Source organism: Nocardioides sp. 616 (genome assembly GCF_002930065.1).
GTDB classification, from domain to species: Bacteria; Actinomycetota; Actinomycetes; order Propionibacteriales; family Nocardioidaceae; genus Nocardioides; species Nocardioides houyundeii.
This window is the reverse complement of sequence record NZ_POAG01000018.1, coordinates 160,349-185,652: the sequence shown is the minus strand read 5'-3', so window position 1 is coordinate 185,652 and position 25,304 is coordinate 160,349. Positions and strand designations below refer to the sequence as shown.

The 25,304-nt window shown below is 73.3% G+C and carries 22 protein-coding genes; 15 read left to right on the top strand and 7 right to left on the bottom strand.

The genetic code is table 11. The annotated features are described in order from the left end of the window. The first annotated feature begins 9 nt into the window (after positions 1–9). The 8 genes from C5H89_RS10755 to C5H89_RS10720 are packed head-to-tail and all read left to right on the top strand — an operon-like array spanning position 10 to position 9,248. Positions 10–1,476 (top strand): 4-hydroxyphenylacetate 3-hydroxylase N-terminal domain-containing protein, encoded by a 1,467-nt coding sequence (locus C5H89_RS10755; protein WP_104107024.1) that lies wholly within the window; start codon positions 10–12, stop codon positions 1,474–1,476. Continuing rightward, a complete protein-coding gene (locus tag C5H89_RS10750; protein WP_104107023.1) occupies positions 1,473–2,678 on the top strand; it encodes an amidase family protein in 1,206 nt (401 codons plus the stop codon). The genes C5H89_RS10755 and C5H89_RS10750 overlap by 4 nt, the downstream gene beginning before the upstream one ends. Then, positions 2,675–3,583: a hypothetical protein gene (locus C5H89_RS10745; protein WP_104107022.1), complete on the top strand. Its 909-nt coding sequence runs from the start codon at positions 2,675–2,677 to the stop codon at positions 3,581–3,583. Before C5H89_RS10750 ends, C5H89_RS10745 begins: the two co-directional genes overlap by 4 nt. Further along, positions 3,580–4,863: an amidase gene (locus C5H89_RS10740; RefSeq protein WP_104107021.1), complete on the top strand. Its 1,284-nt coding sequence runs from the start codon at positions 3,580–3,582 to the stop codon at positions 4,861–4,863. Before C5H89_RS10745 ends, C5H89_RS10740 begins: the two co-directional genes overlap by 4 nt. Next, positions 4,860–6,281, top strand: coding sequence for an NAD(P)/FAD-dependent oxidoreductase (locus C5H89_RS10735; RefSeq protein WP_104107020.1), 1,422 nt, complete (start codon positions 4,860–4,862; stop codon positions 6,279–6,281). The genes C5H89_RS10740 and C5H89_RS10735 overlap by 4 nt, the downstream gene beginning before the upstream one ends. Continuing rightward, complete coding sequence (locus C5H89_RS10730) at positions 6,278–7,198, top strand: polysaccharide deacetylase family protein (RefSeq protein ID WP_104107019.1); 921 nt, start codon at positions 6,278–6,280, stop codon at positions 7,196–7,198. The genes C5H89_RS10735 and C5H89_RS10730 overlap by 4 nt, the downstream gene beginning before the upstream one ends. Further along, a complete protein-coding gene (locus tag C5H89_RS10725) occupies positions 7,195–8,730 on the top strand; it encodes an amidohydrolase family protein (RefSeq protein WP_104107018.1) in 1,536 nt (511 codons plus the stop codon). Before C5H89_RS10730 ends, C5H89_RS10725 begins: the two co-directional genes overlap by 4 nt. Beyond that, positions 8,727–9,248 (top strand): flavin reductase family protein, encoded by a 522-nt coding sequence (locus C5H89_RS10720; RefSeq protein ID WP_104107017.1) that lies wholly within the window; start codon positions 8,727–8,729, stop codon positions 9,246–9,248. The genes C5H89_RS10725 and C5H89_RS10720 overlap by 4 nt, the downstream gene beginning before the upstream one ends. 281 nt (positions 9,249–9,529) lie before the next feature. Here the strand turns inward: C5H89_RS10720 and C5H89_RS10715 are convergent, their stop codons facing one another. Next, a complete protein-coding gene (locus C5H89_RS10715; protein WP_104107016.1) occupies positions 9,530–10,081 on the bottom strand; it encodes an NAD(P)H-dependent oxidoreductase in 552 nt (183 codons plus the stop codon). Positions 10,082–10,189: 108 nt separating this feature from the next. On the opposite strand from C5H89_RS10715, the gene C5H89_RS10710 reads away from it, so the two are divergent. Both C5H89_RS10710 and C5H89_RS10705 read left to right on the top strand, forming a co-directional pair. Next, positions 10,190–10,795, top strand: a complete 606-nt coding sequence (locus C5H89_RS10710; RefSeq protein ID WP_104107015.1) for a TetR/AcrR family transcriptional regulator — start codon at positions 10,190–10,192, stop codon at positions 10,793–10,795. Positions 10,796–10,922: 127 nt separating this feature from the next. Then, positions 10,923–12,707: a histidine kinase N-terminal 7TM domain-containing protein gene (locus C5H89_RS10705; protein ID WP_162799331.1), complete on the top strand. Its 1,785-nt coding sequence runs from the start codon at positions 10,923–10,925 to the stop codon at positions 12,705–12,707. Between the two features lie 34 nt (positions 12,708–12,741). Here the strand turns inward: C5H89_RS10705 and C5H89_RS10700 are convergent, their stop codons facing one another. Then, a complete protein-coding gene (locus C5H89_RS10700) occupies positions 12,742–13,410 on the bottom strand; it encodes an ATP-binding cassette domain-containing protein (protein ID WP_104107013.1) in 669 nt (222 codons plus the stop codon). 175 nt (positions 13,411–13,585) lie between these two features. On the opposite strand from C5H89_RS10700, the gene C5H89_RS10695 reads away from it, so the two are divergent. From C5H89_RS10695 to C5H89_RS10685, 3 genes are read left to right on the top strand one after another with little or no spacing between them, the layout of a single operon-like run. After that, positions 13,586–15,301, top strand: coding sequence for a cellulose synthase catalytic subunit (locus C5H89_RS10695; RefSeq protein ID WP_104107012.1), 1,716 nt, complete (start codon positions 13,586–13,588; stop codon positions 15,299–15,301). Next, positions 15,298–16,032, top strand: a complete 735-nt coding sequence (locus C5H89_RS10690) for an HlyD family efflux transporter periplasmic adaptor subunit (RefSeq protein ID WP_104107011.1) — start codon at positions 15,298–15,300, stop codon at positions 16,030–16,032. Before C5H89_RS10695 ends, C5H89_RS10690 begins: the two co-directional genes overlap by 4 nt. Beyond that, positions 16,029–18,074, top strand: coding sequence for a glycosyl hydrolase (locus tag C5H89_RS10685; protein WP_104107010.1), 2,046 nt, complete (start codon positions 16,029–16,031; stop codon positions 18,072–18,074). The genes C5H89_RS10690 and C5H89_RS10685 overlap by 4 nt, the downstream gene beginning before the upstream one ends. 132 nt (positions 18,075–18,206) lie before the next feature. On the opposite strand, the gene C5H89_RS10680 is transcribed toward C5H89_RS10685, so the two are convergent. From C5H89_RS10680 to C5H89_RS10665, 4 genes are all read right to left on the bottom strand, one after another. Further along, entirely contained in the window at positions 18,207–18,977 is a 771-nt protein-coding gene (locus C5H89_RS10680) for a PepSY domain-containing protein (RefSeq protein WP_104107009.1), read from the bottom strand. Positions 18,978–19,095: 118 nt separating this feature from the next. Then, positions 19,096–20,520: a HAMP domain-containing sensor histidine kinase gene (locus C5H89_RS10675; protein WP_205304981.1), complete on the bottom strand. Its 1,425-nt coding sequence runs from the start codon at positions 20,518–20,520 to the stop codon at positions 19,096–19,098. Then, positions 20,513–21,190 carry a response regulator transcription factor gene (locus tag C5H89_RS10670; RefSeq protein WP_104107008.1) on the bottom strand — a complete coding sequence of 226 codons (678 nt, stop codon included), beginning with the start codon at positions 21,188–21,190 and terminating at the stop codon, positions 20,513–20,515. Before C5H89_RS10670 ends, C5H89_RS10675 begins: the two co-directional genes overlap by 8 nt. 88 nt (positions 21,191–21,278) lie before the next feature. Beyond that, positions 21,279–21,581, bottom strand: coding sequence for a hypothetical protein (locus C5H89_RS10665; RefSeq protein WP_101525993.1), 303 nt, complete (start codon positions 21,579–21,581; stop codon positions 21,279–21,281). A gap of 140 nt (positions 21,582–21,721) precedes the next feature. On the opposite strand from C5H89_RS10665, the gene C5H89_RS10660 reads away from it, so the two are divergent. Both C5H89_RS10660 and fdhD read left to right on the top strand, forming a co-directional pair. Then, a complete protein-coding gene (locus C5H89_RS10660; RefSeq protein WP_104107120.1) occupies positions 21,722–23,320 on the top strand; it encodes a bifunctional NAD(P)/FAD-dependent oxidoreductase/class I SAM-dependent methyltransferase in 1,599 nt (532 codons plus the stop codon). Positions 23,321–23,417: 97 nt separating this feature from the next. After that, on the top strand, positions 23,418–24,257 hold the full coding sequence (gene fdhD / locus C5H89_RS10655) for a formate dehydrogenase accessory sulfurtransferase FdhD (protein ID WP_104107007.1): 840 nt from the start codon (positions 23,418–23,420) through the stop codon (positions 24,255–24,257). Here fdhD and C5H89_RS10650 read toward each other — a convergent pair. Continuing rightward, entirely contained in the window at positions 24,254–25,276 is a 1,023-nt protein-coding gene (locus C5H89_RS10650) for an LLM class flavin-dependent oxidoreductase (RefSeq protein WP_205304980.1), read from the bottom strand. The two genes, fdhD and C5H89_RS10650, sit on opposite strands and share 4 nt — an antisense overlap. Positions 25,277–25,304: the final 28 nt, after the last annotated feature.

Here is a 25,304-nt window from a genome sequence, read left to right as displayed (position 1 = left end):
GAGCCGCAGATGACCATCACCTCCCCCACCCCCGACCTCACCGGCACCCGGCTGCGCACCGGCGCCGACTACCTCGCCGCCCTCTCGGACGGCCGCGACGTGCGGGTCGACGGCGAGCGGGTCACCGACGTCGCCGGCCACCCCGCCTTCCGCGGCGTCGCGGAGACCATGGCCGCGATGTACGACGCTGCAGCCGTGCCCGGGTCACCCCTGGTCGACCCGGAGACCGGGCGGCTGGCGCTGTTCACCGTCCCGCGCACCCGCGCCCAGCACGACCTGCGCAAGGTCGCGCTGGAGGCGTGGAACCGGATGTCGCACGGCTTCATCGGTCGTGGCCCCGACCACGTCTCCGGCCTGCTGGCCGGCTTCGCCGGCAACCCGGGCGTCTTCGACACCGACAAGCACCAGCACGGCGCGACGGTGGTCGCCTTCCACGACTACGCAGCCGCGCGCGGGCTGTGGATCACCAACTCGATCGTCCCGCCGCAGGCCAACCCCAACGACCCGACCAGCCGGGTCACCCCGGTGCACCTGGTGGAGAAGACGTCCGAGGGGATCGTGGTCTCCGGCGCCCAGATGCTCGGCACCGGCGCCGCGGTGGCCGACGAGATCTTCGTGACCAGCGTCCGCCCGCTGGCGCCGACCGAGCCGGAGAAGGCGCTCTCCTTCGTGGTGCCGGTCAACGCACCCGGCCTGCGTCTGATCTGCCGCCGGCCCTACGCCACCAGCGGGTCGCGGTTCGACTACCCGCTGAGCAACCGGCTCGACGAGTCCGACGCCATGGTCGTCTTCGACCGGGTGCTGGTGCCGTGGGACCGGGTGTTCGCCGCGGGCAGCGTCGAGGTGGTCAACCGCCAGTTCTTCGGCACCGCCGCCCACCAGATCGGCAACCTGCAGTCGATCATCCGGCTCACCGCCAAGCTGCGCTTCCTGACCGGGGTGGCCGCCAAGGTCGCCCAGGCCAACGGCCGCGACTCGGACCTGGCGATCAAGATGCAGCTCGCCGACCTGGCGACCATCCAGACGGTCTCGGAGTCGCTGACCGAGTCCGCGCACGCCTTCGCCACCGCCGACGACCAGGGCGTCATCCGGCCGGCCGGGAAGTACCTGTACGCCGCGCTCGGCATGCAGACCGAGGTCTACCCCCGGGCGGTGCGGATGCTCGGCGAGCTGGTGGGCGGCGGGGTGATCCAGGTGCCCAGCTCGGTGCTGGACCTCGACGACCCCGAGTCGAGCGCCTCGATGGACCTGCTGATGGGCTCCGACCACCTGCCGGTGGTGGAGCGCGTCAAGCTCTTCAAGCTGGCCTGGGACCTGGTCGGCTCGGAGTTCGCGGGCCGGCACGTGCAGTACGAGCGGTTCTACTCCGGCGCCGCCCCGGTGGTGAAGATGTACGCCCACCGGCACTACCCGTTCGCCGAGGCGGAGGCGCTGGTGGAGGAGTTCCTCGGCTCCTACGACGCGACCGAGCGATGAGCCTGCTGCCACCCGGGATGCTGGCCCCCGACGGCGAGCTGGTCGTGGGCCCCACGGGTGCGGGCCCGCTGGACGGGGTCACCGTCGCGGTCAAGGACCTCTTCGACGTCGCGGGGCGGGTGACCGCCGCCGGCAACCCCACGCTGGCCGCCGGCGCCCCCGCGAGCACCCACGCCGAGGCCGTCGCCCGGCTGCTCCGGGCCGGCGCCACGGTGGTGGGCAAGACCGCCACCGACGAGCTGGCCATGGGCATGTTCGGCGCCAACACCCACTACGGCACCCCGCCCAACCCGGCCGCACCGGACCGGGTGCCGGGCGGCTCCTCGAGCGGGTCGGCGAGCGCGGTGGCGGCCGGGCTGGCCGACCTCGGCCTCGGCACCGACACCGGCGGCTCGATCCGGGTGCCGGGCGCCTTCTGCGGACTCGTCGGCCTGCGCCCCACCCACGGCCGCATCGACACCACCGGGCTGCGCCCGATGGCCCCGCGCTTCGACACCGTCGGGCTTTTGGCACGCGAGGTGGGCACCGTGGGTGCGGCCTTCGGCGCGCTCGTCGCCGCCCCCCGAGCGCCACGCGGCGTACGACGGCTGGCGCTGCTCACCGACCTGCTCGACCTGGCGGCCCCGGAGGTGGCGACCGCCACCATGCGCACCGCGGTCCGGCTGGCCGAGGCGACCGGGCTGCAGCTGGTGGGGTTGCCGCTGCTGGACGACTCGCTGCCCGCGGGGATGCGCGCCCCGAAGCTGCTCTCGGTCTTCTGGCCCCTGATGAGCCGGGAGCTGTGGCACACCAACGGCACCTGGCTGCGCGAGGCCGACCCCACGCTCGGCGAGGGCATCGCGGACCGGATCCGGGTGGCCGGGACGGTCACCGACGCCGAGGTGAAGGCCGCGGAGTCCGGCCGCGTCCGGCTGGTCCAGCGCCTGGAGTCCCTGCTCCTGGAGGAGGTGGCGGTGCTGCCCACCACGATCGCCCCGGCGCCGCTGCGCACCAGCAGCCACGCGTCGCTGATGGACTACCGGGACCGCAACCTGCCGCTGGTGGTGCCGGCCTCGTTGGCCGGCGCCCCGCAGCTGACGCTGCCCGCGGGCCGGGTGACCGACTACGGGACCGGCACCTCGGCCCCCGTGGGCGTCTCGTTGCTGGGGTTGCCCGGGGACGACGAGCTGCTGCTCGACCTGGCGGCGGCGGTGCCGTCATGAGCCCGGCCGAGCGCCGGGCCCCGGCGCCGTTCGCGCTCTCCGGCGACGGTCCGCGGCTCACCCCGCTCGCCGGCGCCACGGTGCTGGTCAACGTGGTGCTCAACCTCGAGCACTGGACGCTGGACCGACCGATGCCCCGGGCCGCACTGCCGGCACCGCACGGCCTGACGGTGGTCCCGGACGTGGCCAACCACTCGTGGGTGCTCTACGGGCTGCGGGCCGGGCTACCCCGGCTCGCCGCGGCCCTGGCGCCGCTGGGCCGGGCGGTCACCGTGGCCCTCAACGCCGACGTGATCGACCACTACCCGCAGATCGCGGACCTGGTCGCCGACCTGGGGTGGGAGGTGGTGGCGCACGGGGTGCGGCAGCAGAGCATCCAGTCCTACGACAACGAGGCGGCCGTGGTCGCCGCGGCCGTGTCCCGGATCGCCGACCGGTTCGGCGCGCCCCGGGGGTGGCTGAGCCCTGGGATGAACCAGAGCGACGACTCGCTCGCCCACCTGGCGCGGGCCGGGCTGGTCTTCAACCACGACTGGATGATCGACGACCGGCCCCTGTGGCTGACCAGCGACGCCGGACCGGTCCTGGGACTGCCCTACACGCTGACCCTCAACGACGTCACCACCTACCAGGTGGGTCTCCAGGCCGACGGCGCCCTGGCCGACCGCACCGTGCGCACCCTGGCCCGGCACCGCCGCGAGGCGAGCGACAACCCGCTGGTGATGCCGGTCGGGCTGCACCCCCACATCATGGGCACCGCGCACCGGATCGGCGAGGTGGAGCAGATCATCGCCGCGATCTGCGCCGCCGCGGCCGAGGGCGACGTGCGGGCGGTCACCTCCGGGGAGATCCACGACTGGTACACCGCCCAGGTCCCGGCGCCGGCTCACGGAGCCGCGTCATGATCTTCCGCGGCTTCCGGCCACCGCCGCCGCCGGTCCCGCGGCCGTGGACCGGCAACGCCCGCGACCACCTCACCGAGGCGTCGCGGCTGCTCGCCGAGCGCGAGCCCTGGCTGCGCGCCTTCACCCACGTCGAGCCGCCGGTGCTGGAGGCCGCCATCCACCCAGGAGCCGGGCCGCTGGCCGGGATGCCGATCGCGGTCAAGGAGATCATCGACGTCGCCGGGATGCCGGTCGGCCTCGGGTCCCCGCTGTTCGGCGACCGGGTGCCGACCGGCGACGCCGAGGCGGTGGCCCGGCTCCGGGCTGCCGGGGCCCGGGTGCTGGGCATCACCACCAGCACCCCGTTCGCCTGCGGCACCACCACGGTGACCGCCAACCCGCAGCGCCGCTCGCACACCCCCGGCGGCAGCTCGGCGGGCTCCGCGGCCGCCGTGGGCGCCGGGATCGTGCCGGTGGCGCTGGCCAGTCAGAGCCAGGCCTCCACCCTGCGCCCGGCGTCGTACTGCGGGGTGTGGGGCTTCAAGCCCACCCACCTGCGCCTGCCCCGCGGCGGGATGCACCTGCTCGCCGACACCCTCGACGACCTCGGGGTGATCGCCGCGTCGCTCGGGGACCTCGAGCGGGTGCTCCCGGTGCTGGGCGACTGGCGACCGGTCGGGGCGGCCCCAGGGCTGCGGATCGGGCGGCTGCACCTCGACGACGGCGGCCTCACCCACCCGGCGACCGTCGCCGGGGTGGACGGGCTGGTGCGCAGCCTGGACGGGGTGGCCGGGATCGACCTGGTCGACCAGGACCCGCTGCGCGCCTTCGACCAGGCGGTCCGGGGGTCGGGGCGGACCTGCTTCGACATCTTCGCCGCCGAGAGCGCCCCCACCCTGGCTGGCTATGTCGCTGCCGGCGAGCCCGACCCGCGGCTCGGCGAGATGGTCTCGCACGCCGCCCGGATCGGCGCCGCCGGTCTGGCCCAGGCCCTCGCGGTCCGCTCGTGGCTGCAGCGCCAGTACGCCGACCTGGCCGAGCACGTCGACCTGGTGATCGCGCCGGCCACGACCGCTCCGGCTCCGCCGGGGCTGGCCAGCACCGGCTGCCGCCGGATGCCGGCGACCTCGTCCCTGCTCGGGGTGCCCGCCCTCTCCGCGCCGTGGCTGAGCGTGGAGGGCCTGCCGCAGGGCGTCCAGCTGCTCGGCTTCGCCGGCCGCGACGAGGAGCTGCTCGCCGCGGCCCGGCTGCTGCACGACACGCTCACCGCCCAGTCCCCCACCGCCCAGGAGTCGCGATGAACCTGCCCGAGCTCGAGACCCAGGTCGCCCGCCAGCTGGAGCTGACGGCCTACCCGCGCCCGGAGTGGGTCCGCGCGCGCCACCACCAGGGGGAGCCGGTGGTGGACGTGCTGATCGTGGGCGGCGGGCAGGCCGGGCTCACGCTGGCGTTCGCCCTCAAGCGCCGCGCCATCACCAACACCCGCATCCTGGAGGCCGCGCCCGCGGGCAGCGAAGGTCCCTGGACGACGTACGCGGCGATGCACACGCTGCGCACCCCCAAGACGCTGACCGGTCCCGACCAGGGCGTGCCGGCGCTGACCCCGGAGGCCTGGTACCGCGCGGCGCACGGCGACGCGGCGTGGGAGGCGCTGACCCACATCCCCAAGGAGCACTGGCAGGACTACCTGGGCTGGTTCCGCGCGGTGACCGCGCCGGACGTGCGCAACGGCGTCGAGGTGACCGCCATCGAACCTGCCATCGAACCTGCGGGCGACGGCGTCCTGGCCGTCCGCCACACCGGCGGTACGACGTACGCCCGGCGGGTGGTGCTGGCCACCGGCCTGGCCGGCAACGGTCAGTGGGGAGTGCCCCGGCTGATCAGCGACCACGTGCCGGCCGAGCGCTACCTCCACACCGGTGCCCCGGTCGACTTCTCCCGGTTCGCCGGCCAGCGGGTCGGGGTGCTCGGCGGGGGCGCCTCAGCGTTCGACTACGCCGCCTCCGCGCTGGAGCACGGGGCCGCCTCGGTGGACCTGTTCTACCGGCGGCACGAGGTGCCGCGGGTCAACCCGTTCCGGTGGATGGAGTTCTACGCCTTCGGCGCCCACTTCCCCGACCTCCCCGACGAGGACAAGTGGAAGTTCACCGTGCAGTTCCAGCGGATCAACCAGCCGCCGCCGCAGCAGACCTGGTACCGCTGCACCACCCACGACACCTTCGCCTGGCACACCGGCGCCGACTGGAAGGGCGTGCGGCTCGACGGCCCGGGACCCGAGGCGGACATCGTCGTGGACTCCGGCGCCGGCCAGTTCCGCTTCGACGCGCTGATCAGCGGCATCGGCCCCACCGTCGACCTGGCCACCCGGCCCGAGCTGGCCGCGCTTGCGCCGCACGCGGCCCGGTGGTCGGACCGGTTCACCCCGCCCGCGGACTGGGAGGACCCCGCCCTGCTGGGCTACCCCTACCTGGACGGCGACTTCGGCTTCACCGAGGCCCAGCCGGGCGCCGCCCCGTGGCTGTCCCGGGTGCACGACTTCACCTACGGCGCCCGGCTCTCGATGGGGCTCAACGGCAACATGAACTCCGGGCTCGGCGCCGGGGGCCGCCGTCTCGCCGAGGCGCTGTCGCGGTCGCTGTTCCTCGAGGACCGGGCGCAGTTCTTCGACGCCTACCAGGCCTTCGACGTCCCCGAGCTCGTCGACCTGGGGCGGCCGTGAGGACCGCCGCCGACCGAGACCTGGTCGGCTACGGCCGGGACCGGCCCGCCCCGCAGTGGCCCGGCGGGGCCCGGTTGGCGCTCAACATCGCGGTCAACATCGAGGAGGGCGCGGAGGACTCGGTGCCCGACGGGGCGAGCCGCAGCGAGTCGCCGCTGACCGACGCGGGGACCGCCGGGGCCGACGTACCGGGGCGGGACCTGGCCGCGGAGTCGATGATGGCCTACGGCAGCCGCGTCGGGTTCTGGCGCGTGCTGCGGCTGCTCACCGAGCGCGGCATGCCGGCGACGGCGTCGGCGTGCGCGGTGGCGTTGGAGCGCAACCCCCAGATCGCCGCCGCGGCCCGGGAGGCTGGCTGGGACCTGCTCGGCCACGGGCACCGCTTCACCAAGCACTACCTGCTCACCGAGGACGCCGAGCGCGCCGAGCTGGCGGCGGCCACCGCGTCGTTCCGCACGACCTGGGGCGCCGCGCCGACCGGCTGGTACTGCCGCTACGGGCCCTCGCTGCGGACCCGGCAACTGCTGCTGGAGCATGGCGGGTTCAGCTACGACTCCGACGCCTACGACGACGAGCTGCCCTACTGGACCCGGGTGTCGGGTCGCGACCACCTGGTGGTCCCGCACACCTTCTCCAACAACGACAACAAGTACGCCAAGGGATGGTGGGCCACCAGCGACGACGCCTTCACCTACCTGCGCGACGCCTTCGACGTGCTGTACGCCGAGGGCGGGGCGATGATGGTCGTCTCGGTCCATCCCCGACTCACCGGCCATCCGGCCCGGGCCGCGGGACTGGCCCGGTTCCTGGACCACGTCGCCGCGCACCCCGCGGTCTGGGTGACGACCCGCTCCGCGATCGCCGAGCACTGGGCCGCGACCCACCCCGCGCCGACCCGCACCGGGACAGCCTCATGAGGCGGCTGGTGATCTCCGGCGGGCTGGTGCTGACCGGTCCGCGGTGGCGACCCGAACCCCTGGACCTGCTGGTCGTCGAGGGACGCATCGCGTCGGTCTCCGGGCCGGGCTCGTTCGCCGAGGTCGACGCCGAGCGGCACGACGCCACGGGTCGTCTGGTGATCCCCGGTCTGGTCAACGGCCACACCCACTCCCACACCCGGCATGCCCGTGGGGTGAACCGCGACTGGACGCTGGAGACCTCGCTGCTGCACGGCCCCTGGCTCGCGGCCGGGCTGGACGGGGCACGCGGCCTGGAGCTGGCCGAGCTCTCGGCCACGCTGACCGCCGTCGAGCTGCTCCGCTCGGGCTGCACCGGGGCGTTCGACCTGGTCGCCCAGGTCGGGCTGCCCGACTTCGAGCGCCTCTCCGCAGTGGCCGGCGGCTACCACGGCGCCGGGATGCGGGCGGTGATCGCGCCGATGGTCGCGGACCGCTCGGTGCATGCGGCGGTCCCGGCGATCGGCGGATGCTGCCCGCCGCCGGCCCGCCCGTCGACCGCCCCGTCGACGGACCTGGTGCTGGCCGCCTGCCGGGACTGGGCGACGTACGCACCGGCGCTGCCGGGGATCAGCCCGGCGCTGGCGCCCACGATTCCCGCGCACTGCACCCCCGAGCTGATCACCGGGCTGCACGCACTGGCCCGGGAGCAAGGGCTGCGGCTGCACACCCACCTCGCGGAGTCGCTGCCGCAGGCGGCCAGCGGCGAGGACCGGTTCGGTCGCTCGATCACCGCCGAGCTCGGCGACCTGGGCGTGCTCGACCACCACCTCACCGTGGCGCACGCGATCTGGGTGGACGCCGCGGACCTGGCGCTGCTGGCCGAGGCCGGGGCGGTGGCGGTCACCGTGCCGGGCTCGAACCTGCGTCTGGGCTCGGGGGTCGCCGACACCCGGGCGATGCTGGACGCCGGGATCCGGCTGGCCGTCGGCACCGACGGCGCCAACTCCTCCGACGCCTACGACCAGCTCGACGCGGCCCGGCTGGCCGCGCTGCTCTCCCGGGTCGGCTCGCGCTCGCCCGGCGGGTGGCTGAGCGTCGAGGAGACGCTGAGCGCCGCGACCGAGGGCGGCGCCGCCGCGTGCGGCTGGAGCCAGACCGGTCGCCTGGCGCCCGACCACGCCGCCGACCTGGCGCTGCTCGACCTGGGGTCCTCGGCGTTCCGTCCCGCGAACGACGTACCCAACCAGCTGCTGACGGCCGCCCGCGCCGCCGACGTCACCGACGTCTTCGTGGCCGGCCGGCGGGTGATCGCCGACCGGGCCGCGGTGCGGGTCGACGTGGCGGCAGCCGAGAGCCGGTTCTCCGAGCTGGTCGCCGAGCTCCACGAGCGCCAGGCTCCCGCCCGGCGTCGAGGAGCGGACGAGGCGGCCGCCTCGGCGGCGGCGCTGGCCCAGCTACGAGCGCAGCCCCGCGGCGACGCCCGGCTGCTGCCCGCCACCTCCCCGCTCGCCGACCCGACCGCTGGAGAGCACCGGAGGCCCAGCTCGTGACCACCACCGACGTCGCCGTCGCCGTCGAGGACGACCTCACGCTCGACCCGGGCGAGCTGCGTCGCGCCATCGCGCGCATCCCCGCCCCGGTGACGCTGGTGACCACCTGCTGGCAGGGCCGACCCGTGGGCTTCACGGCCAGCAGCTTCGTCAACATCTCCACCGAGCCACCGCTGGTCGGGGTCTTCGTCGGCGAGACCACCCGCTCCTACGGCGTCTTCGCGCAGGTCGAGCGGGTGGCGATCAACGTGCTCGCCGACGACCAGGCCACGGTCGCGGGGATCTTCGCCGGAAAGTCCGACGACAAGTTCACCCACGTCACGCTCGACCCCGAGCACCCCGACGTACCGGTGGTGACCGAGGCGATGACCACCCTGCTCGGCCAGGTGGTGCAGCGGCCGGTCCTGGGCGACCACCTGATGCTGGTGCTCCAGGTCGACCACGTGGTACGCCGCCTGCACGCGCCGCTGGTCTACCAGGACCGCAAGTTCCGCACGCTGACGGACCTGCCGGGGTGAGGACGGCGGCTCCGGCCGCCCCACGCCGCCCTACGGGTGCACATGCGCAGTTGCGGCGGCACGGAGACGCCAGGTACGGCGTCGTCCGGCCGGCCTGGCTCCCCGCGGCAACGGCCATGATGCCGTTGACCAGGAAGGCAGGCCGCCGAACATCGCCTTCTCGCTCACACCACCCTGGTGCCGGACCGCGGTGCGGACCCGCTCCGCCAGGTGCACGTCGTACGCCATGGGACCAGGATGCCCGCACCGCGGGACTGCGGCCAGTGTCGGCCGCGGGCGAGTCAGGCTGCCGAGGAGGGCACGGCCTCGTAGTCGACCAGCTTGAGCAGCGCGTCCTGCAGCCGGCCGAAGACCTCCGGGTCGCCCAGCACGTCGACCTCGATGCCGGGCTGGGAGACGGTGGCCTCCTCGAGCACGACCGCACCGGCCACGTTGGCCGAGCGCGCGGCGTCCGCGTGCGCCCACTTGCCGCCGTACGGGGTGGGGGTGGTGCCGATCACGGCGAACGGCTTGGCCGAGAGCGAGCCCTGGCCGTAGGGACGGGAGAGCCAGTCGATGGCGTTGTTGAGCACCGCGGGCATCGTGCCGTTGTACTCGGGGGTCACCACCAGGACCCGGTCGGCGGCCGCCACCTGCTTGCGGACCCGGTCCGCGGCCTCAGGCGCGGAGCCGTTGTCGATCTCCTCGTTGTAGAAGGGCAGCTGGTCCAGACCTTCGACGATCTCGACGGTGACCTCGTCCGGGGCCTGGTCACGCAGCTTCTCGGCCAGCTTGCGGTTGAGGGAGTCGGCGCGGAGGCTGCCGAGCAGGACTGCGACGCGGGTCTGGGACATGTGGGCTCCTGATGATCGTGGGGGAAATGGGTCGTCGTGGGAGTCAAGCGGACCGCGGTCCGGTTTGTTCCCTGAGCCGGCGCGCACTCTTCCCTACAGTGGGCCCTGATGACCGACGCCCGTTCCGACCTCCTCCCGGTGCTGTCCGGCCCGCCAAGCGAGCGCAGCGACGCCGCCCGGAACCGGGCGGCGCTGATGACGGCGGCCCAACGGCTGATCGCCCGCGACGGCATCCGCGCGGTCACCATGGCTGCGGTAGCCGCCGAGGCAGGCGTGGGCAAGGGCACGGTGTTCCGGCGGTTCTCCTCGCGCCAGGGACTGATGGCCGCCGTCCTGGACCACTCCGAGGCCGTGTGGCAGGCCTCGGTGCTCTCCGGGCCGCCGCCCCTGGGGCCGGGTGCGGATCCCCTGGACCGGCTCGTCGCCTTCGGCCGCTCCCGGCTGGAGACCACGCTCTCGCACGTCGACCTGATCCGGCAGGCCTCCGGCGGGCTCGCCGGTCGCTCCCACCCGGCGTACGCCTTCGCGGTGATGCACCTGCGCTACCTGCTGCGCGAGCTCGAGGTCGCCGGCGACCTCCCGCTGATCGCGGTGGCTCTGATGGCGCCCCTGGAGACCCCTGCCCTGGATGCGGAGATCGTCCACGACGAGCAGTTCGTGGACCGCGTCCACGCCGGCTGGGTCGACCTGGTGGGTCGAGTCGTCAAGCGCTGAGGCCGGGCCGGCACCGAGATCATCTCGTTACGGCGAATCCCGGGACGCGGCCGCCGGTCCCGGTTAGCGTGAACCCGCGGCCTCTCGGTGAGCCGCGGGGTGCCTGATGGTGCGGAAGGAAGTCGTCGTGCTGACCCTCTTAGCGACCCTCACGGCGCTCGCCACGATGGTCCTGGCCGGCATGGCGGCGTACGTCGCGTGGCGGCGCGAGTCGCGCATGGGCTGGACCCTGGCGGTCCTCCTGGTCTCCGTCGCCTGGTGGAGCCTGGCCTACACCGTGGAGCTCACGGTCGACGAGATCGCCGTCAAGTGCCGCTGGGGTGACCTGAAGTACCTGGGCATCATGACGCTGGCGCCCGCCTGGCTGGTCTTCGTGCTCCAGTACACCGGTCGCTCCCGGCTCGTGACCGGCCGGCTGCTGGCCTTCCTGACGGTGGAGCCGGTCGTCGTGCTGGCCCTGCTGGCCATCCCGGCCACCCACGACTGGGTGCGCTACTACCCGGCCTCGACCGCGGGCCACGAGCTGCCGATCGTGGAGAGCGGACCGGCCTTCTGGGTGGTCATGGCCTACAACAACCTGCTCCTGGTGGGCTCCACCGCGCTCTTCGTCATGAGCATGGTGCGGCTGGCCCGCACCTACCGACGGATGGCACTGGGGCTGCTGGCCGGCGCACTGCTGCCCTGGGTGGCGAACCTGCTGCACAACTTCCAGGTCGGCTGGTTCGCTCGCATGGACCTGACGCCCTTCGCGTTCGCCGTCACCGGCGGGGTACTGGTGTGGGGGCTGTTCCACGAGCGGCTGGTCGACCTGACCCCCCTCGCGCGCAGCGCCGTGCTCGACTCCATGTCCGACGCGGTCTTCGTCCTCGACCCGTTCGGCCGGATCGTCGACGTGAACCCGGCCGCCGTCGAGCTGAGCGCCGCCGGCCGGGCCGCCCTGCTCGGCCGACGCCTCGACGACGTCCTGCCCGCAGCAGCAGTGACGGAGCCGACGGAGGTGACCCTGCCGGAGCTGCGCCCGGCACCGAGCGAGGACCCCGCGCAGACCCGGACCTTCGACGTCTCGCACCGCAAGCTCACCGACAGCTCGGGCCGTACGGCGGGCGGGCTGGTGGTGCTGCGGGAGATCACCGACCGGGTCCGCGACCAGGAGCGGCTGCGGAAGGTGCTCGCCGAGAAGTCCCGGATCGCCGCCTCGCTCCAGGCCAGCATGATTCCCGGTGCGCTGCCCGAGATCGGCGGCACCGAGCTGGCCAGCAGGTACGAGCCGGCCGGGAACGGCAGCGAGGTCGGCGGCGACTTCCTCGACGTCTTCGACCTGGACCCGCACACCTGGGCGTTCGTGCTCGGCGACGTGAGCGGGAAGGGCGCCGAGGCGGCCACCGTGAGCACCGCCGCGCGCTACACGCTGCGCGCGCTGGCACGCGCCGACCACAGCCCGGCCCAGACCCTGCGCGGGGTGAACACCAAGCTGCTCACCCAGACCGACACCGAACGGCACTGCACCCTGGTCTACGGCTACCTGAGCCCGAGCAGTCGCGGAACTCGGGTCACCCTCGCCCTCGCGGGTCACCACCCGCCCCTGCTGCTGCGGACCACCGGAGAGGTGGAGGAGGCCGGCGAGGCGGGGACCGCGCTGGCGATGTTCGAGGAGCCCGAACTGCACGACACCACCCACGACCTTGCACCCGGCGAGGTGCTGTGCGTCTTCACCGACGGACTGGTGGAGGCCCGCCGCGACGGCGACATGTTCGGCACCGAGCGCGTCGCGGAGCTGCTGAGGAAGTACGGCGACCTGCCGATCGACGAGCTGGCGGCGGTGGTGGTGGACGCCGTCCGGGCCTTTCACGGCGACCACCTCGCCGACGATCTCGCCCTGCTGCTGGTCAGGAGCACCGGCACCGGGTGCTGAGCGGCACGCCGAGGCTCAGCGGTCCGGGAGCCGGTCAGGCGACCCGGCCGCCCTGGACGCCCAGGACCCGGTCGGCCACCGCGCGCGCCTCCTCGAGGTCCTCGGTGGCGTAGAGGGCGGTGACCCGAAGCGCCCGCTGGGCCGCGACCAGGCGATCGCGCAGGTCCGTGCGCACCCCTGGCTCGAGGTTGGCCAGCGGCTCGTCCATCAGCAGCACCCCGGGGCGACGGACCAGGGAGCGTGCCATCGCCACTCGCATCCGCTCGCTGGCCGACAGCGAGGAGACCGGGCGCCTCACCAGCGCCCCCAGGTCCAGCAGGGTGATCACCTCGTCCAGGTTCGCCTCGATGTCCTGGCGCGAGCGGCTCCCGGGCAGGGTCTTGGTGATGTTGTCCCGGACGCTGAGGTTCGGGTACGTCGCGTAGTTCTGGTAGAGCAGCACGACCTCGACCTGCTCGCCGTCACCCCCGGAGCCCAGCAGCACCCGCCCCTGGTCGGGCAGCTCGAGCCCCGCGGCCAGGCGCAGCAGGGTGGTCTTGCCCGCCCCCGGCGGCCCGACGAGGGCCACCGCCTCGCCGTCGGCGATCTCCAGGTCGACGTCGGCGACCGCCGGCTCGTCGGCCCCGGAAAAGTGCCGGGTCACGCCTTGGAAGCAGATCCGGGCCATCTCTCGTCCCCCCTCGGTCGGGCTCGCACGGCACATCCGACCAGGGTGATCATGCGACAGCGGAAGGGCGGCACGGCTCTGATCCAGCGACGAATACCCAAAATTGGATCGTTACAAGCCGGACACGTGCGCGAAAACAACGGGTGGTCCAAGCCACCTACCGTGATGACGGTGGGCGATCCGACGCCCACCTTGTCCGGGGGGACGACAAATGGACCACGACGACATCCTGCAGCTCGACAGACATGTTCCGAGCACGCGGCGGGCGGCCTCGGACCAGCACCACTCGCCACTCCTGATCGTCCTCACCCTGCTCGCCACCCTGGGAGTGCTGCTCTACGCCTCCTTCCTGCTCAACCCGAGCAACCGGGGCGACCTGGTGCCGTGGCTGGTCGTGGTGCTGGCCGAGGGGGTGCTCGTGGTGCACACCCTGCTGGCGATGTGGACGGTGCTCTCGGGCACCAAGGACCCACGCACCTACGCCTACTGGGCGGCGAGGGACTCCCTGCTCGTGCGTCACGGGCAGGAGCCGGCCTCCCGGTGGGAGCTGTCCCTCCAGGGCCGCCGGCCCGGCGTGGAGGTCTTCGTGACCGTGTACGGCGAACCGGTGGAGACCGTCCGGCGTACCGCCACCGCGGCGCTGGCCATCCGCGGCGAGCACCGCACCTGGATCCTGGACGACGGCGGCTCGGACGAGATCCGGGACCTGGCCGAGGAGCTCGGCTGCCTCTACCTGCGCCGGCTGAGCAACACCGGCGCCAAGGCGGGCAACATCAACCACGCGCTGTCGATCGCCAAGGGCGACTTCTTCTGCATCTTCGACGCCGACTTCGTGCCGCACCCGGAGTTCATCGAGCACACGCTGCCGTTCTTCACCGACGACACCGTGGCCTTCGTCCAGACCCCGCAGACCTACGGCAACCTGTCCAACCTCATCTCCCGCGGCGCGGGCTACATGCAGACCATGTTCTACCGCTTCGTCCAGCCGGGACGGAACCACTTCAACGCCGCCTTCTGCGTCGGCACCAACGTGATGTTCCGGCGCAGCGCCGTGCACGAGATCGGCGGCATCTGCGTCGACTCCAAGTCCGAGGACGTCTGGACCTCGCTGCGGCTGCACGAGCGGGGCTGGCGCAGCGTCTACCTCGCCACCTCCCTGGCCGTCGGCGACGCCCCGGAGACGGTCGAGGCCTACACCAAGCAGCAGCTGCGCTGGGCCACCGGTGGCTTCGAGATCTGGTTCCGGGCCAACCCCTTCTCGCCGCGGCGCCGGCTGACGCCGGACCAGCGGATCATGTACGGGATCACCTCGACCCACTACCTGACCGGCATCGTCCCCGGGGCGCTGCTCTTCGTCCCGCCGATGGAGATCTTCTTCGACCTGCGCCCGGTCAACCTGACCGTCGGGGTGGGCCAGTGGCTGCTGATGTACGCCGGGTTCTACCTGCTGCAGGTGGCGCTGGCCTTCTTCAGCGTGGGCAGCTTCCGCTGGGAGGTCCTGATGCTGGCCGCGGTCTCCTACCCGATCTACCTCAAGGCCCTGGTGAACGCCATGGTCGGGCGGGAGCAGAAGTGGCACGTGACCGGCAGCACCACCCGCACCGCATCGCCGTTCAACTTCATGGTGCCGCAGGTGCTGACCTTCGTCTTCCTGGCCCTGACCGGAGCCGTCGGGGTCTGGCAGAACCTGGTGACCGGTCGGTTCACCCTCGGCACGGCCTGGTGCGTGACCAACGCCCTGGTGCTGGGCGCCTTCATCGTCGTCGCGCTCGGTGAGTCGCGCCGCAACCGCCGGGCCGCGCGCTCCGCCCGCCGCTCGCCACCTGCGACCCGGACCGAGGGCCCGCCGGTGCGCGTCGCGGTGCCGAGGCCGCGGCACCAGCCCGACCGGGTCGCCCGGCAGGTGCTGGACGGAGGCCGGGCATGACGTGGCGCAACCGGCTCCGGCTCTGGTGCGGGCTGCTGCTGGTGGTGGGCGTGGTCGCCGCCCTCACCCTGGTGGTCAACCAGCGCTCACGTCAGGCGTTCAGCAGCAACGCCCAGGTCGGCGCGGAGCTGTCCACGATCGGCTCGGAGTACGGCGGGGTCGTGGTGGAGCAGTACGCCGAGAAGGGTGACGAGGTCGAGCTGGGCCAGGAGCTGTTCACGATCTCGTCGTTGAGCCTCAAGCGCGACCTCTCCAACGGCCTCGAGTCCATCTCGACGCGGGCCTACGAGGTCGACGCCAGGGAGGGCCGCGTGACCTTCCTGGCGCCGATGGCCGGGACCCTGACCGACCTCAAGGCCGAGCGGGGCACCTTCCTGGCCGCGGGCGAGATGGCCACGATCACCGCTGGCGGCACGCAGTACGTCACCGCGCAGTTCCGGCTCACGCCCGAGCAGTACGGGCGGATCCGCATCGGGGGTGAGGCACAGGTCGAGCTGCCCTCGCGCAGCCGGATGCCGGCGACGGTCTCGGACGTCTCGGTGCAGACCTCCGAGGGGGTCGCGGTGACCACGGTCGAGCTCGCCGTGCCACGCCTGGAGTCCGAGAGCCTGGCCTCGCTGAACCAGCCGGGGAGCCCGGTCTCCGTCACGCTGACGCTCGCCGACTCGGGCATCCTCGCGGGCCCCACGGACAGCCTCGTGCAGTTCCTCCACCGGGTGGGCGTGCGGTGACCGTCCGGGGCGTGCTCGGCGTCGCCCTGGCACTCGGGCTGCTCGTCCCGATCAGCGCCTGCCAGGGCGGCCCGGAGACGTCACCGGCGGAGGCGGAGGCGAGTGGCTCGAACGACGCGGCCACCGACCCGCCGCTCGGCGCGCCCTGGGCGCTCCCCGCCCCGACCGTCGTCCCGCTCGCCGAGGCGCTGCCCCAGCGCACCGTGGCCCCGATGCCGCCGCACCGGCTCGCCGCCGGTCTCACCCCGCCCACCAACCGCTGGTTCTCCGGCCTGGTCTTCGGCGACGAGCCGCAGCCGGTGTTCCCTCTCCCCCTGGCCTTCACCCTCGGCCCCCGCGGCTTCGGGTTCGGGCTGCCGCAGGTGGTCACCTCGGCCGCCGCCGTGGTGGGCAGCCACCAGGAGGACGTCAGCGTGCGGATCGACGGGGTCGCCGACCAGCTGGTCACGGCGTACGACGACGCCTCCGTCACGGTCAGCGGGCGGGACCAGGACGAGCAGGAGACCGGCCGCACGGTGGTCGCCGAGGGGTCACCCTTCATCAGCCACGTCGCGGTGCGCGCCGAGCGGCTGACCACCTCGGTGAGCTGGTCCGGTGACGACGACGGGTGGACCGCGGTGACGCCCACCGGCACCTGGGGCGTGGCCGTCCGCGGCGGCCGGGTGGCGGGCCGCACCATCGATCTCGAGCAGGGCGGCAGCGCCACCTTCTTCCCCGTCCCGCGGGGGCAGGACGCCGCCACGCTCGCCCGGTTCGCCGCTCCGCTCACCGGAACAGCGACGACGTACACCGTGGGACAGGACGAGGTCACGACCTCGCTGTCGTACGGCGACACCGAGACCGACGCCGCGTTCGTCGTCCTGCCCTCCCAGGCCGCGGGACTGTCCAAGGAGGCGACCTGCGACCTGGGGACCTTCCCCAGCGTGTACGGCGAGCTGGCGCTGTGCCGGGGGCCGTCGCTGACCTGGTCGGTGCCTCGACAGCCGGCCACCGCCGGACTGGACCTGTCACAGCTGGAGGCGGTCGAGCGCGCCGAGCTGGCTGATCAGGTCGCCGCCGACGTCGCCGCGTCGGAGCCGGCTCCGGCTCCGGAGGACACCTACTTCGGCGGGAAATGGCTCTACCGGCAGGCCCAGCTGCTGGACATCGCCTCGCAGGTCGGCGCGGCCGAGGCCCAGGAGTCGGCGCGGCGGGCCCTCACCACGACCCTTCAGCGGTGGACGGAGCCGGCGGGCTGCGAGGAGCGCACCACCCAGTGCTTCGTCCACGACCCCGCCTGGCGCGGCGTGGTCGGTCTGGCGCCCGCCTTCGGCTCCGAGGAGTTCAACGACCACCACTTCCACTACGGCTACTTCCTCTACGCCGCCGGCCTGCTCGCCGCCCACGACCCGTCCGTGGTGGCCCGGCTGCGGCCGGTGATGGACCTGCTGGCGGCCGACATCGCCGGCGGCGAGGACACCGGGCTGACGCCGCGACTTCGGGTCTTCGACGTCTACGCAGGCCATTCCTGGGCCTCCGGCACGGCCCCCTTCGCCGACGGCAACAACCAGGAGTCGAGCTCCGAGGCGGTCACCGCCTGGGCCGGGCTCGCGCTGTGGGCGGACGCCACGGGCGACGACGCGCTGGCCACGCAGGCGGCATGGCTGCTGTCGTCCGAGGCGGCGAGCGCCCGGGCGTACTGGACGCAGCCAGACCTGCCTGCCGGCTTCGAGCACCAGGTCTTCGGGATCAGCTGGGGCGGCAAGCGCGACTACGCGACCTGGTTCTCCCCCGAGCCGTCGGCGATCCTGGGCATCCAGCTCATCCCGATGAGTCCGTCGTCGGGTTACCTCGCCGGTGACCCGGCCCGGATCCGGGCAGCCGTGGCAGAGGTGGACGGCTTCGAGGGGCCACTGTCGGACTACGTCCTGATGTACTCCGCACTTGCCGGCGCCACCGAGGCCGACGCTGCGCTCGCCGCCGCCCGCGTGCGTCCGGACCAGTCGATCGACGACGCGGTCAGCCGCACCTATCTGATGGGGTTCGCGATGTCCCGACGCTGACAGGCTCGGCGGGCTGGTCGCGATCACCGCACGACGCTGCAAATCGCGACGAACCCCTGACCGGCTCGGTCAGGGGTTCGTTCGGAGCTCAGTCCTGGGAGTCGCGGAGCTCAGTCCTGGGAGTCGCGGAGCTCAGTCCTGGGAGTCGCGGAGCTCCTGGTGCTTCCCGATCACCTGGTGGTCGGCGTCCAGCTCGACCTCCCAGACGGTGCCCTTGGCGTCGCGCACCTCGACCTCGTAGGCCTCGCCTCGGCCATGGGCGTCGCTGGCCTCCACCGAGATCACCTTGCCGCCGCCGACCTCGGCCAGGGCCGCCTTCTCGGCCGCCTTGCGCTCGGAGTCGCTCAGCGCCCGGTCGTCGTCCCGGTCGTCGTCCCGGCTGTCGTCCCGGCTGTCGCCGCCGCGACCGAAGTCGCCGCGCGGGCCGTGGCCGTGCTCGTGGGACCCGGCACCGGGACCGGTGCTCTCGTGGCCGCCGGGCCGGTCACCCTCGGGCCGGTCACCCTCGGGCAGGTCACCCTCCGGCCGGTCGTCACCCTCGGGGCCGTAGCCGTCCTCGGGGCCGGGACCGGGGAACTCTCCGTCCCGACCGTCGGCGTCGTCCATGCCGTCACGCTCCACGTCGACGATCTTGAGGTCGTCGTCCAGGGCCACGGAGACCTCGGTGCCGTCCTCCAGCTCGACCTCGACCTCGTAGGCCTCGCCCGGGTCGTCGCTGGTCTCCACGTCGACCGCGGTGCCACCAACCGCCTGGACGGCGGCCTCTGCGACGCGGTCGCGCTCGGAGCCGTCCACGTCGTCGTTGGACGTGGCGGCCCAGGCCGTGCCTCCGATCATGACGGCGGCGAGCACCCCGACGGCGGGGATGATGACGCGCTTGGTGCGAAGCTTCTCGGTGTTCATGCTGTCTCCCTTCTCGTGCTCGTCCGGGGCTCCGGACCAGGTATGACTCCAGCATGCGACGAGGTCGCTGAAGCCAACCTGAAGGCACCTGAAGGGGCGTTCAGGTTGGGTCCGAGCCCTAGGGGGCGGCCGGCAGCCGGACCACGAACCGGGCACCGCCCAGCGGCGAGGAGTCCACCTGCACGCTGCCACCCAGCGCGGTGACGATCTCCCGGACGATCGCCAGGCCCAGGCCGCTGCCGCCCGCGTCCCGGGTGCGGGCCTCGTCCAGGCGCACGAACCGCTCGAAGACCCGTTCCCGGTCGGCCTCGGCGATCCCGGGCCCGTCGTCCTCGACGCTCAGCTCGACCGCGCCGGCGCTCTCGCGGACGGAGACGGCCAGGGTCTTCTCGGCGTGCCGGGCGGCGTTCTCGACCAGGTTGCGCACCACCTGGCCGAGCGAGGTCCGGTCGCCCAGCACCCGACCGGCGCCGACGCCGGTGGTGTCGACGTCCAGCCCGGTACGGCGTACCCGGCGGGCCTCGGTCAGGGCCAGGTCGTCGAGATCGACCTCCTGGTGCGTCCGCACCACGGCCCCCTCGTCCGCGCGGGAGAGCAGCAGCAGCTGCTCCACCAGCCGCTGCATGCGCAGCGAGTCCTCCAGCACCGCGTCGGCAAGCTCGCCCTCGGGCAGCGCCCCCGGGTGGGTCTGCGCCACCTCGGCGGTCTGCCGGATGCTGGCCAACGGCGAGCGCAGCTCGTGGGAGGCGTCGGCGACGAACTGCTGCTGTCGCTGCCGGGAGCTCTCCAACCGGCCGAGCATCGAGTTCATGGTCTGGGCCAGGCGATGGATCTCGTCGCGCGAGGCGGGCACGGGGACCCGACGGTCCAGCCGGTCGCCGGTGATCTGCTCCACCTCCCGGCGGATGCGCTCCACCGGCGCCAGCGCCCGGGTCGCCACCACCCAGGTGGTGCCCCCGACCAGCAGCAGCAGCAGCGGCAGCCCGATCAGCAGCGGCCCCACCAGCGCCTCCGCGGACTCCTCCACCCCCTCCAACGAGGCGGCCACCGCGACGACGTACTCGCGCCCCTGCGTGCGCGCCACGCCCGCCACCACCAGGTACGGCGGGCCCGCTCCGGGCAGGCGCACCTCGTCGGTGTCCTCGGTGGGCAGCGAACGCTCCAGCGGTTCCGAGGACCTGACCACCGAGCCGGAGGCATCGATCACCTGCCACACCAGCTCGTCGGGCTCCTCGGGGTCGTCGAGGTCGTCGTCCAGCTCGCTGCCGGGACCATCCCCGCCGGGATCCCCGGGACCGCCCGGTCCGCGCCCGTCGCCGGCACCGGGGGCCGGTAGCCCTGAGGTCTCGATCTGGTCGATCAGGGAGGAGACCCGCTGCTCCGCTGTGGTCTCCACGCCGTCGCGCAGCGAGTCCTTCACCAGTGCCAGCAGCACGAACGTGCCCACGAGCAGCGCGAGGGCGACCACCACCACCGCGGCGGCCGTGGTGCGCAGCCGCACCGAGGCGCGCAGCGACCGGGCTGCGGCAGCCCGGTCAGCCACCGTTGCTCGCCAACCGGTACCCCGCGCCCCGGACCGTCTGGATGCCCTCGCGCCCGAACGGACGGTCGAGCTTGTTGCGCAGGTGCCGGACGTAGACCTCGACGATGTTGGGGTCGCCCTCGAAGTCGAGGTCCCACACCGCGTCGAGGATCTGTCGCTTGGAGACCACGTCGCCGGCGTGCCGCCCCAGGAAGGCCAGCAGCGAGAACTCGCGCGCGGTCAGCTCGATCTCCTTCTCGCCCCGCCACACGCGCCGGGCGGCAGGGTCGATCGTGATGTCCCCGATCTGCAGCTGGGTGGGGCGCTCCCGGGCGCCGCGGCGCGCCACCGCGCGCAGCCGGGCCACCAGGACGGGGAAGGAGAAGGGCTTGGTCAGGTAGTCGTCGGCGCCGGTGTCCAGCCCCTCGACCTGGTCCCACTCGCCGTCCTTGGCGGTGAGCATCAGGATCGGGGTCCAGTCCTGCTCCGCGCGCAGGGTCTCGCAGACCTTGTAGCCGTTGATCCCCGGCAGCATCAGGTCGAGCACGATCGCGTCGTAGTCGTTCTCCCGCGCCAGCCACAGCCCGTCGGTGCCGTCGTGCGCGACGTCCACGGCGAAGCCCTCGGCCTCGAGTCCCACCTTCAGGGAACGGGCGAGCCGTCTCTCGTCGTCGACGACCAGCACGCGCATCGCAGCCTCCCGGGGTTCAGGACCAGTCTCGCCCATCCCACCTCACGACACCTGAACCTAGCCTGAAGCCCGCGGTAGGCCTCGCGGCTCAGTCACCCTCGCGGCGCTCGTGCAGTCGCTGCTGGGCCTCGGCACGGTAGGCCAGGCAGGGCGCCTCGGTGCCGGGATGCTTCTCGTCGAGGTGGAAGATCCAGCGGTCCATCGCGGCCATGTAGCCGTTGTCCTCCCCGGGACGGTACGTCGACCAGCTGCGCTCACCCTTGCCGGTGCAGGTGGTGCAGGCGACCTTGTAGACGAACTGCCGCTCGTCGTCGAGATCGATCCGCACCTTGGCCAGGGGGCCGGCCTCCACGGCGGCCTTCCGCTCGCGGGCGGATCGGCTGGCGACCATGTCGGGCTCCTCTTCGGTGTCGTCGTCGGTGTCGTCGTCGGCGGAGAGACCGCCGGGAAGGAGCCTACGTGCGACCGCCGGCCTTGCCGGAATGGCAAAGATGTTTGTCGATCGACCGTGGGGTGCGCAGACTCGACGACATGACTCGACAGACACCCTCAGCACCTGGTCAGGACTTCGACGTGGTCGTCGTCGGCGGTGGCGCGGCAGGACTCGCGGGGGCGGTGGCCCTGGGTCGCTCGCGTCGCTCCGTGCTCGTCCTCGACGCCGGGACGCCGCGCAACGCCACCGCCGGCCACGTCCACAACTACCTGGGCCGCGAGAGCACCCCACCGGCCGAGCTCACCGCGATCGGTCGCGAGGAGGCCGCTCGGTACGGCGTCGAGGTGGCCGCCGCCCGGGTGAGCGACGTACGTCCCTGGGACGGCGCCGGGACCGGGTTCGTGGTGCGCCTCGACGACGGCCGCGAGACCACCGCTCGCCGACTGCTGGTGGCGACCGGCTCCACCGACGTGCTGCCCGAGGTCCCCGGTCTCGCCGAGCGCTGGGGACGCGACGTGCTGCACTGCCCCTACTGCCACGGGTGGGAGGTCCAGGACCAGTCGATCGTGGTGCTGGCCACCAACGTGATGGCCGCGCACCAGGCCTCGCTCTTCCGCCAGCTCAGCGACGACGTCGTGGTCGTGCTGGCCGAGGGCGCACCGCAGCCCGGTGACGACGAGGTGGAGCAGCTGGTCGCCCGCGGCATCCGGGTGCTCGCCGACGCGCCGACCGAGGTGCTCGTCGCCGACGACGCCATCCGCGGCCTGCGGCTCGCCTCCGGTGCGGAGCTCGACTGCCGGGCCGTGGTGGTGTCGCCGCGGTTCGAGGCCAACGCCGCCTTCCTCGCCCCGCTTGGGTTGGCGCCCGAGCCGTTCCAGCTGGGCGAGGACGTGCTGGGGACCCGCGTCCCGACCACCGAATCGCACGGCGCGACCACCGTGCCCGGGCTCTGGGTGGCCGGCAACGTCACCGACCCGATGGCCCAGGTCGTCGCGTCCGCGGCCGCCGGCCTGCGGGCGGGCGCGATGATCAACGCCGACCTGATCGGGGAGGAGACCCGGGAAGCGGTGGCCGCCCACCGCGCCCGTCTCTTCGAGCAGCCCGCCTGGGAGGAGCGGTACGCCGGGGAGTCGATCTGGAGCGGCCGGGTCAACCCGCAGCTGGAGACCGAGGCCGCCACCCTGGCGCCGGGCCGCGCGCTCGACATCGGGTGCGGGGAGGGTGCCGACGCGGTCTGGCTCGCCGCGCACGGATGGTCGGTGACCGGGGTGGACTTCAGCACCACCGGGCTGGCCCGGGCCGCCGAGCACGCCGGCGCCGCCGGGGTCGCCGACCGGATCGAGTGGCGCCACCTCGACGTCCGCTCCTTCGACCCGGGACCGGAGCGCTGGGACCTGGTGACCTCGCAGTTCATGCACCTGCCCGACGGCGCCATGGTGGACCTGACCCGGCGGCTGGGCCGCGCGGTCGCGCCCGGGGGGACGCTGCTGGTGGTCGGTCACCACCCCGACGACCACGCCACGGGGCTGCGGCACGGTGGTCACGGCTTCCTGTTCACCCCCGAGGACCTGCTGCCCGCGCTCGACCCGGCCGAGTGGGAGGTCGAGGTCACCGACGTCCGGCCCCGCGCCGCGACGGGCCACGACGGCGAGCAGGTCACCGTGCGGGACTCGGTGCTGCGAGCCCGGCGCCGCTGAGGCGATCCTCCACCGGCGGCTGGCTACCGTGGACGGGTGACCCGGGCGGAGGCATCCGCGAGGGCTCAGGACACGGCAGAAGGGGTACGTGGCGAGGATGGGACGCAGGACTGCTCGCAGGCGCATCGTGGTGGCAACCGCGGCGGGTGCCCGGACGCGCCGGGAGGAGCGCATCGCCGCGGAGGAGCCGCTGGAGATCCGGCTGGGGTCGACGCCGTTCACCACCACGATGCGCACGCCGGGGGACGACTTCGACCTGGTGGCCGGGTTCCTGGTCGCCGAGGACATCGTGAGCCACCCCGACCACCTCACCTCCATGCGCTACTGCGCCGGCACCGACGAGGAGGGCAACCAGACGTTCAACGTCATCGAGGCGGGCCTGGGAGTCGGCGCCCGACCGCCGGCCTCGGCCCGCAACGTGGTGACCAGCTCGGCCTGCGGGATCTGCGGGACCAGCTCCATCGACGAGGTGCGCAAGAAGTCGCCGTACGTGCTGGCCCCGGACGCCGGGAGGATCGACCTCGGCGTGCTGCTGGGTCTGCCGGACACGTTGCGTGCCAAGCAGGAGCTCTTCGGCAGCACCGGCGGAGTGCACGCGGCGGGGCTCTTCAGCCCCGACGGCGAGCTGCTGCTGGTGCGGGAGGACGTGGGGCGGCACAACGCGGTGGACAAGGTCGTCGGGGCCGCGCTGCGCGAGGGCCGGCTGCCGCTGAGCGACAGCGTGCTCCAGGTGTCGGGGCGGGCCTCGTTCGAGCTGGTGCAGAAGGCCGCCATGGCCGGCATCCCGGTGCTCACGGCCGTCAGTGCTCCCTCGTCCCTGGCCGTCGCGCTCGCCGAGGAGTGCGGCCTGACACTGGCGGCGTTCTCCCGGGGCGCCAGCGTGAACCTCTACTCCCATCCCGAGCGGGTCACCGGACCGCCGGCCGCGGACCGCTAGGCCGAGGCCACCCGGGGCGCCACCTCGGTGCCGAGCAGCTCGATGCCGCGGAGCAGGTCCTCGTGGGCCAGCCGCGGGTTGGTCATCTGCAGCGAGAGCCGGTCCACCCCGCCCAGCTGCTCCGAGACGCGCCGGATCTTGGTCGCGACCGTCTCCGGGTCGCCCATGAAGAAGGCCCCGTCCGGCCCGGAGGTGGCGTCGAACTGCCGTCGGCTCGGCTGGGCGAACCCGCGCTCCCGGGCGATCTTGGAGAACATCTCCTCCCAGCCGGGATAGATGGTGTCGGCGGCCGCCCGGGTGCTCTCGGCGACGAAGCCGAAGACGTGGATGCCCACCTGCAGCCGCTCCGGCGGGTGACCCGCCTCGGCGCCCGCCCGCCGGTAGAGGTCGACCAACGGCGCGAACTGGCGCGGCTCGCCACCGATGATCGCCACCATCAGCGGCAGGCCGAGCAGTCCCGCGCGGACGAAGGACTCCGGGGTGCCGCCCACCCCGACCCAGATGGGCAGCGGGTCCTGCAGCGGGCGCGGGTAGACCGGCTGCCGGCGCAGCGCCGGGCGGTGCCGCCCGGACCAGGTCACCTCGGTCTCGTCCCGGATCTTGAGCAGCAGGTCCAGCTTCTCGGCGAACAGCGAGTCGTAGTCGGCCAGGTCGAGGCCGAACAGCGGGAACGCCTCGGTGAAGGAGCCGCGGCCGACCACCAGGTCGATGCGGCCCTTGGAGATCAGGTCGAGCGTGGCGAACTGCTGGAAGATCCGCACCGGGTCAGCGGCGCTGAGGACGGTGACCGCGCTGCCCAGCCGGATCCGCTCGGTGCGCGCGGCCGCGGCAGCCAGGATGACCGGCGGCGCGGAGTCGTAGTACTCGCTGCGGTGATGCTCGCCGATGCCGAAGGAGTGCAGCCCCACCCGATCGGCGAGCGCGATCTCCTCCAGCAGGTGCTCCATCCGCTCCGCCGGGCCGACCACGTGGCCGGTCCTGGGGTCGGTGACGGTGGAGACGAAGCTGTCGACGCCCACGTGCATGAGGTTGCCTCTCGTTGGTGGC

Bases quoted from the DNA above. Each gene is read 5' to 3' on its own strand.
- C5H89_RS10745 (WP_104107022.1), top strand. From the start codon at position 2,675: ATGAGCCCGGCCGAGCGCCGGGCCCCGGCGCCGTTCGCGCTCTCCGGC.
- C5H89_RS10700 (WP_104107013.1), bottom strand. From the start codon at position 13,410: ATGTGCCGTGCGAGCCCGACCGAGGGGGGACGAGAGATGGCCCGGATC.
- C5H89_RS10660 (WP_104107120.1), top strand. From the start codon at position 21,722: ATGACTCGACAGACACCCTCAGCACCTGGTCAGGACTTCGACGTGGTC.
- C5H89_RS10695 (WP_104107012.1), top strand. From the start codon at position 13,586: ATGGACCACGACGACATCCTGCAGCTCGACAGACATGTTCCGAGCACG.
- C5H89_RS10740 (WP_104107021.1), top strand. From the start codon at position 3,580: ATGATCTTCCGCGGCTTCCGGCCACCGCCGCCGCCGGTCCCGCGGCCG.
- C5H89_RS10670 (WP_104107008.1), bottom strand. From the start codon at position 21,190: ATGCGCGTGCTGGTCGTCGACGACGAGAGACGGCTCGCCCGTTCCCTG.
- fdhD (WP_104107007.1), top strand. From the start codon at position 23,418: ATGGGACGCAGGACTGCTCGCAGGCGCATCGTGGTGGCAACCGCGGCG.
- C5H89_RS10710 (WP_104107015.1), top strand. From the start codon at position 10,190: ATGACCGACGCCCGTTCCGACCTCCTCCCGGTGCTGTCCGGCCCGCCA.
- C5H89_RS10750 (WP_104107023.1), top strand. From the start codon at position 1,473: ATGAGCCTGCTGCCACCCGGGATGCTGGCCCCCGACGGCGAGCTGGTC.
- C5H89_RS10725 (WP_104107018.1), top strand. From the start codon at position 7,195: ATGAGGCGGCTGGTGATCTCCGGCGGGCTGGTGCTGACCGGTCCGCGG.
- C5H89_RS10665 (WP_101525993.1), bottom strand. From the start codon at position 21,581: ATGGTCGCCAGCCGATCCGCCCGCGAGCGGAAGGCCGCCGTGGAGGCC.
- C5H89_RS10735 (WP_104107020.1), top strand. From the start codon at position 4,860: ATGAACCTGCCCGAGCTCGAGACCCAGGTCGCCCGCCAGCTGGAGCTG.
- C5H89_RS10690 (WP_104107011.1), top strand. From the start codon at position 15,298: ATGACGTGGCGCAACCGGCTCCGGCTCTGGTGCGGGCTGCTGCTGGTG.
- C5H89_RS10715 (WP_104107016.1), bottom strand. From the start codon at position 10,081: ATGTCCCAGACCCGCGTCGCAGTCCTGCTCGGCAGCCTCCGCGCCGAC.
- C5H89_RS10755 (WP_104107024.1), top strand. From the start codon at position 10: ATGACCATCACCTCCCCCACCCCCGACCTCACCGGCACCCGGCTGCGC.
- C5H89_RS10680 (WP_104107009.1), bottom strand. From the start codon at position 18,977: ATGAACACCGAGAAGCTTCGCACCAAGCGCGTCATCATCCCCGCCGTC.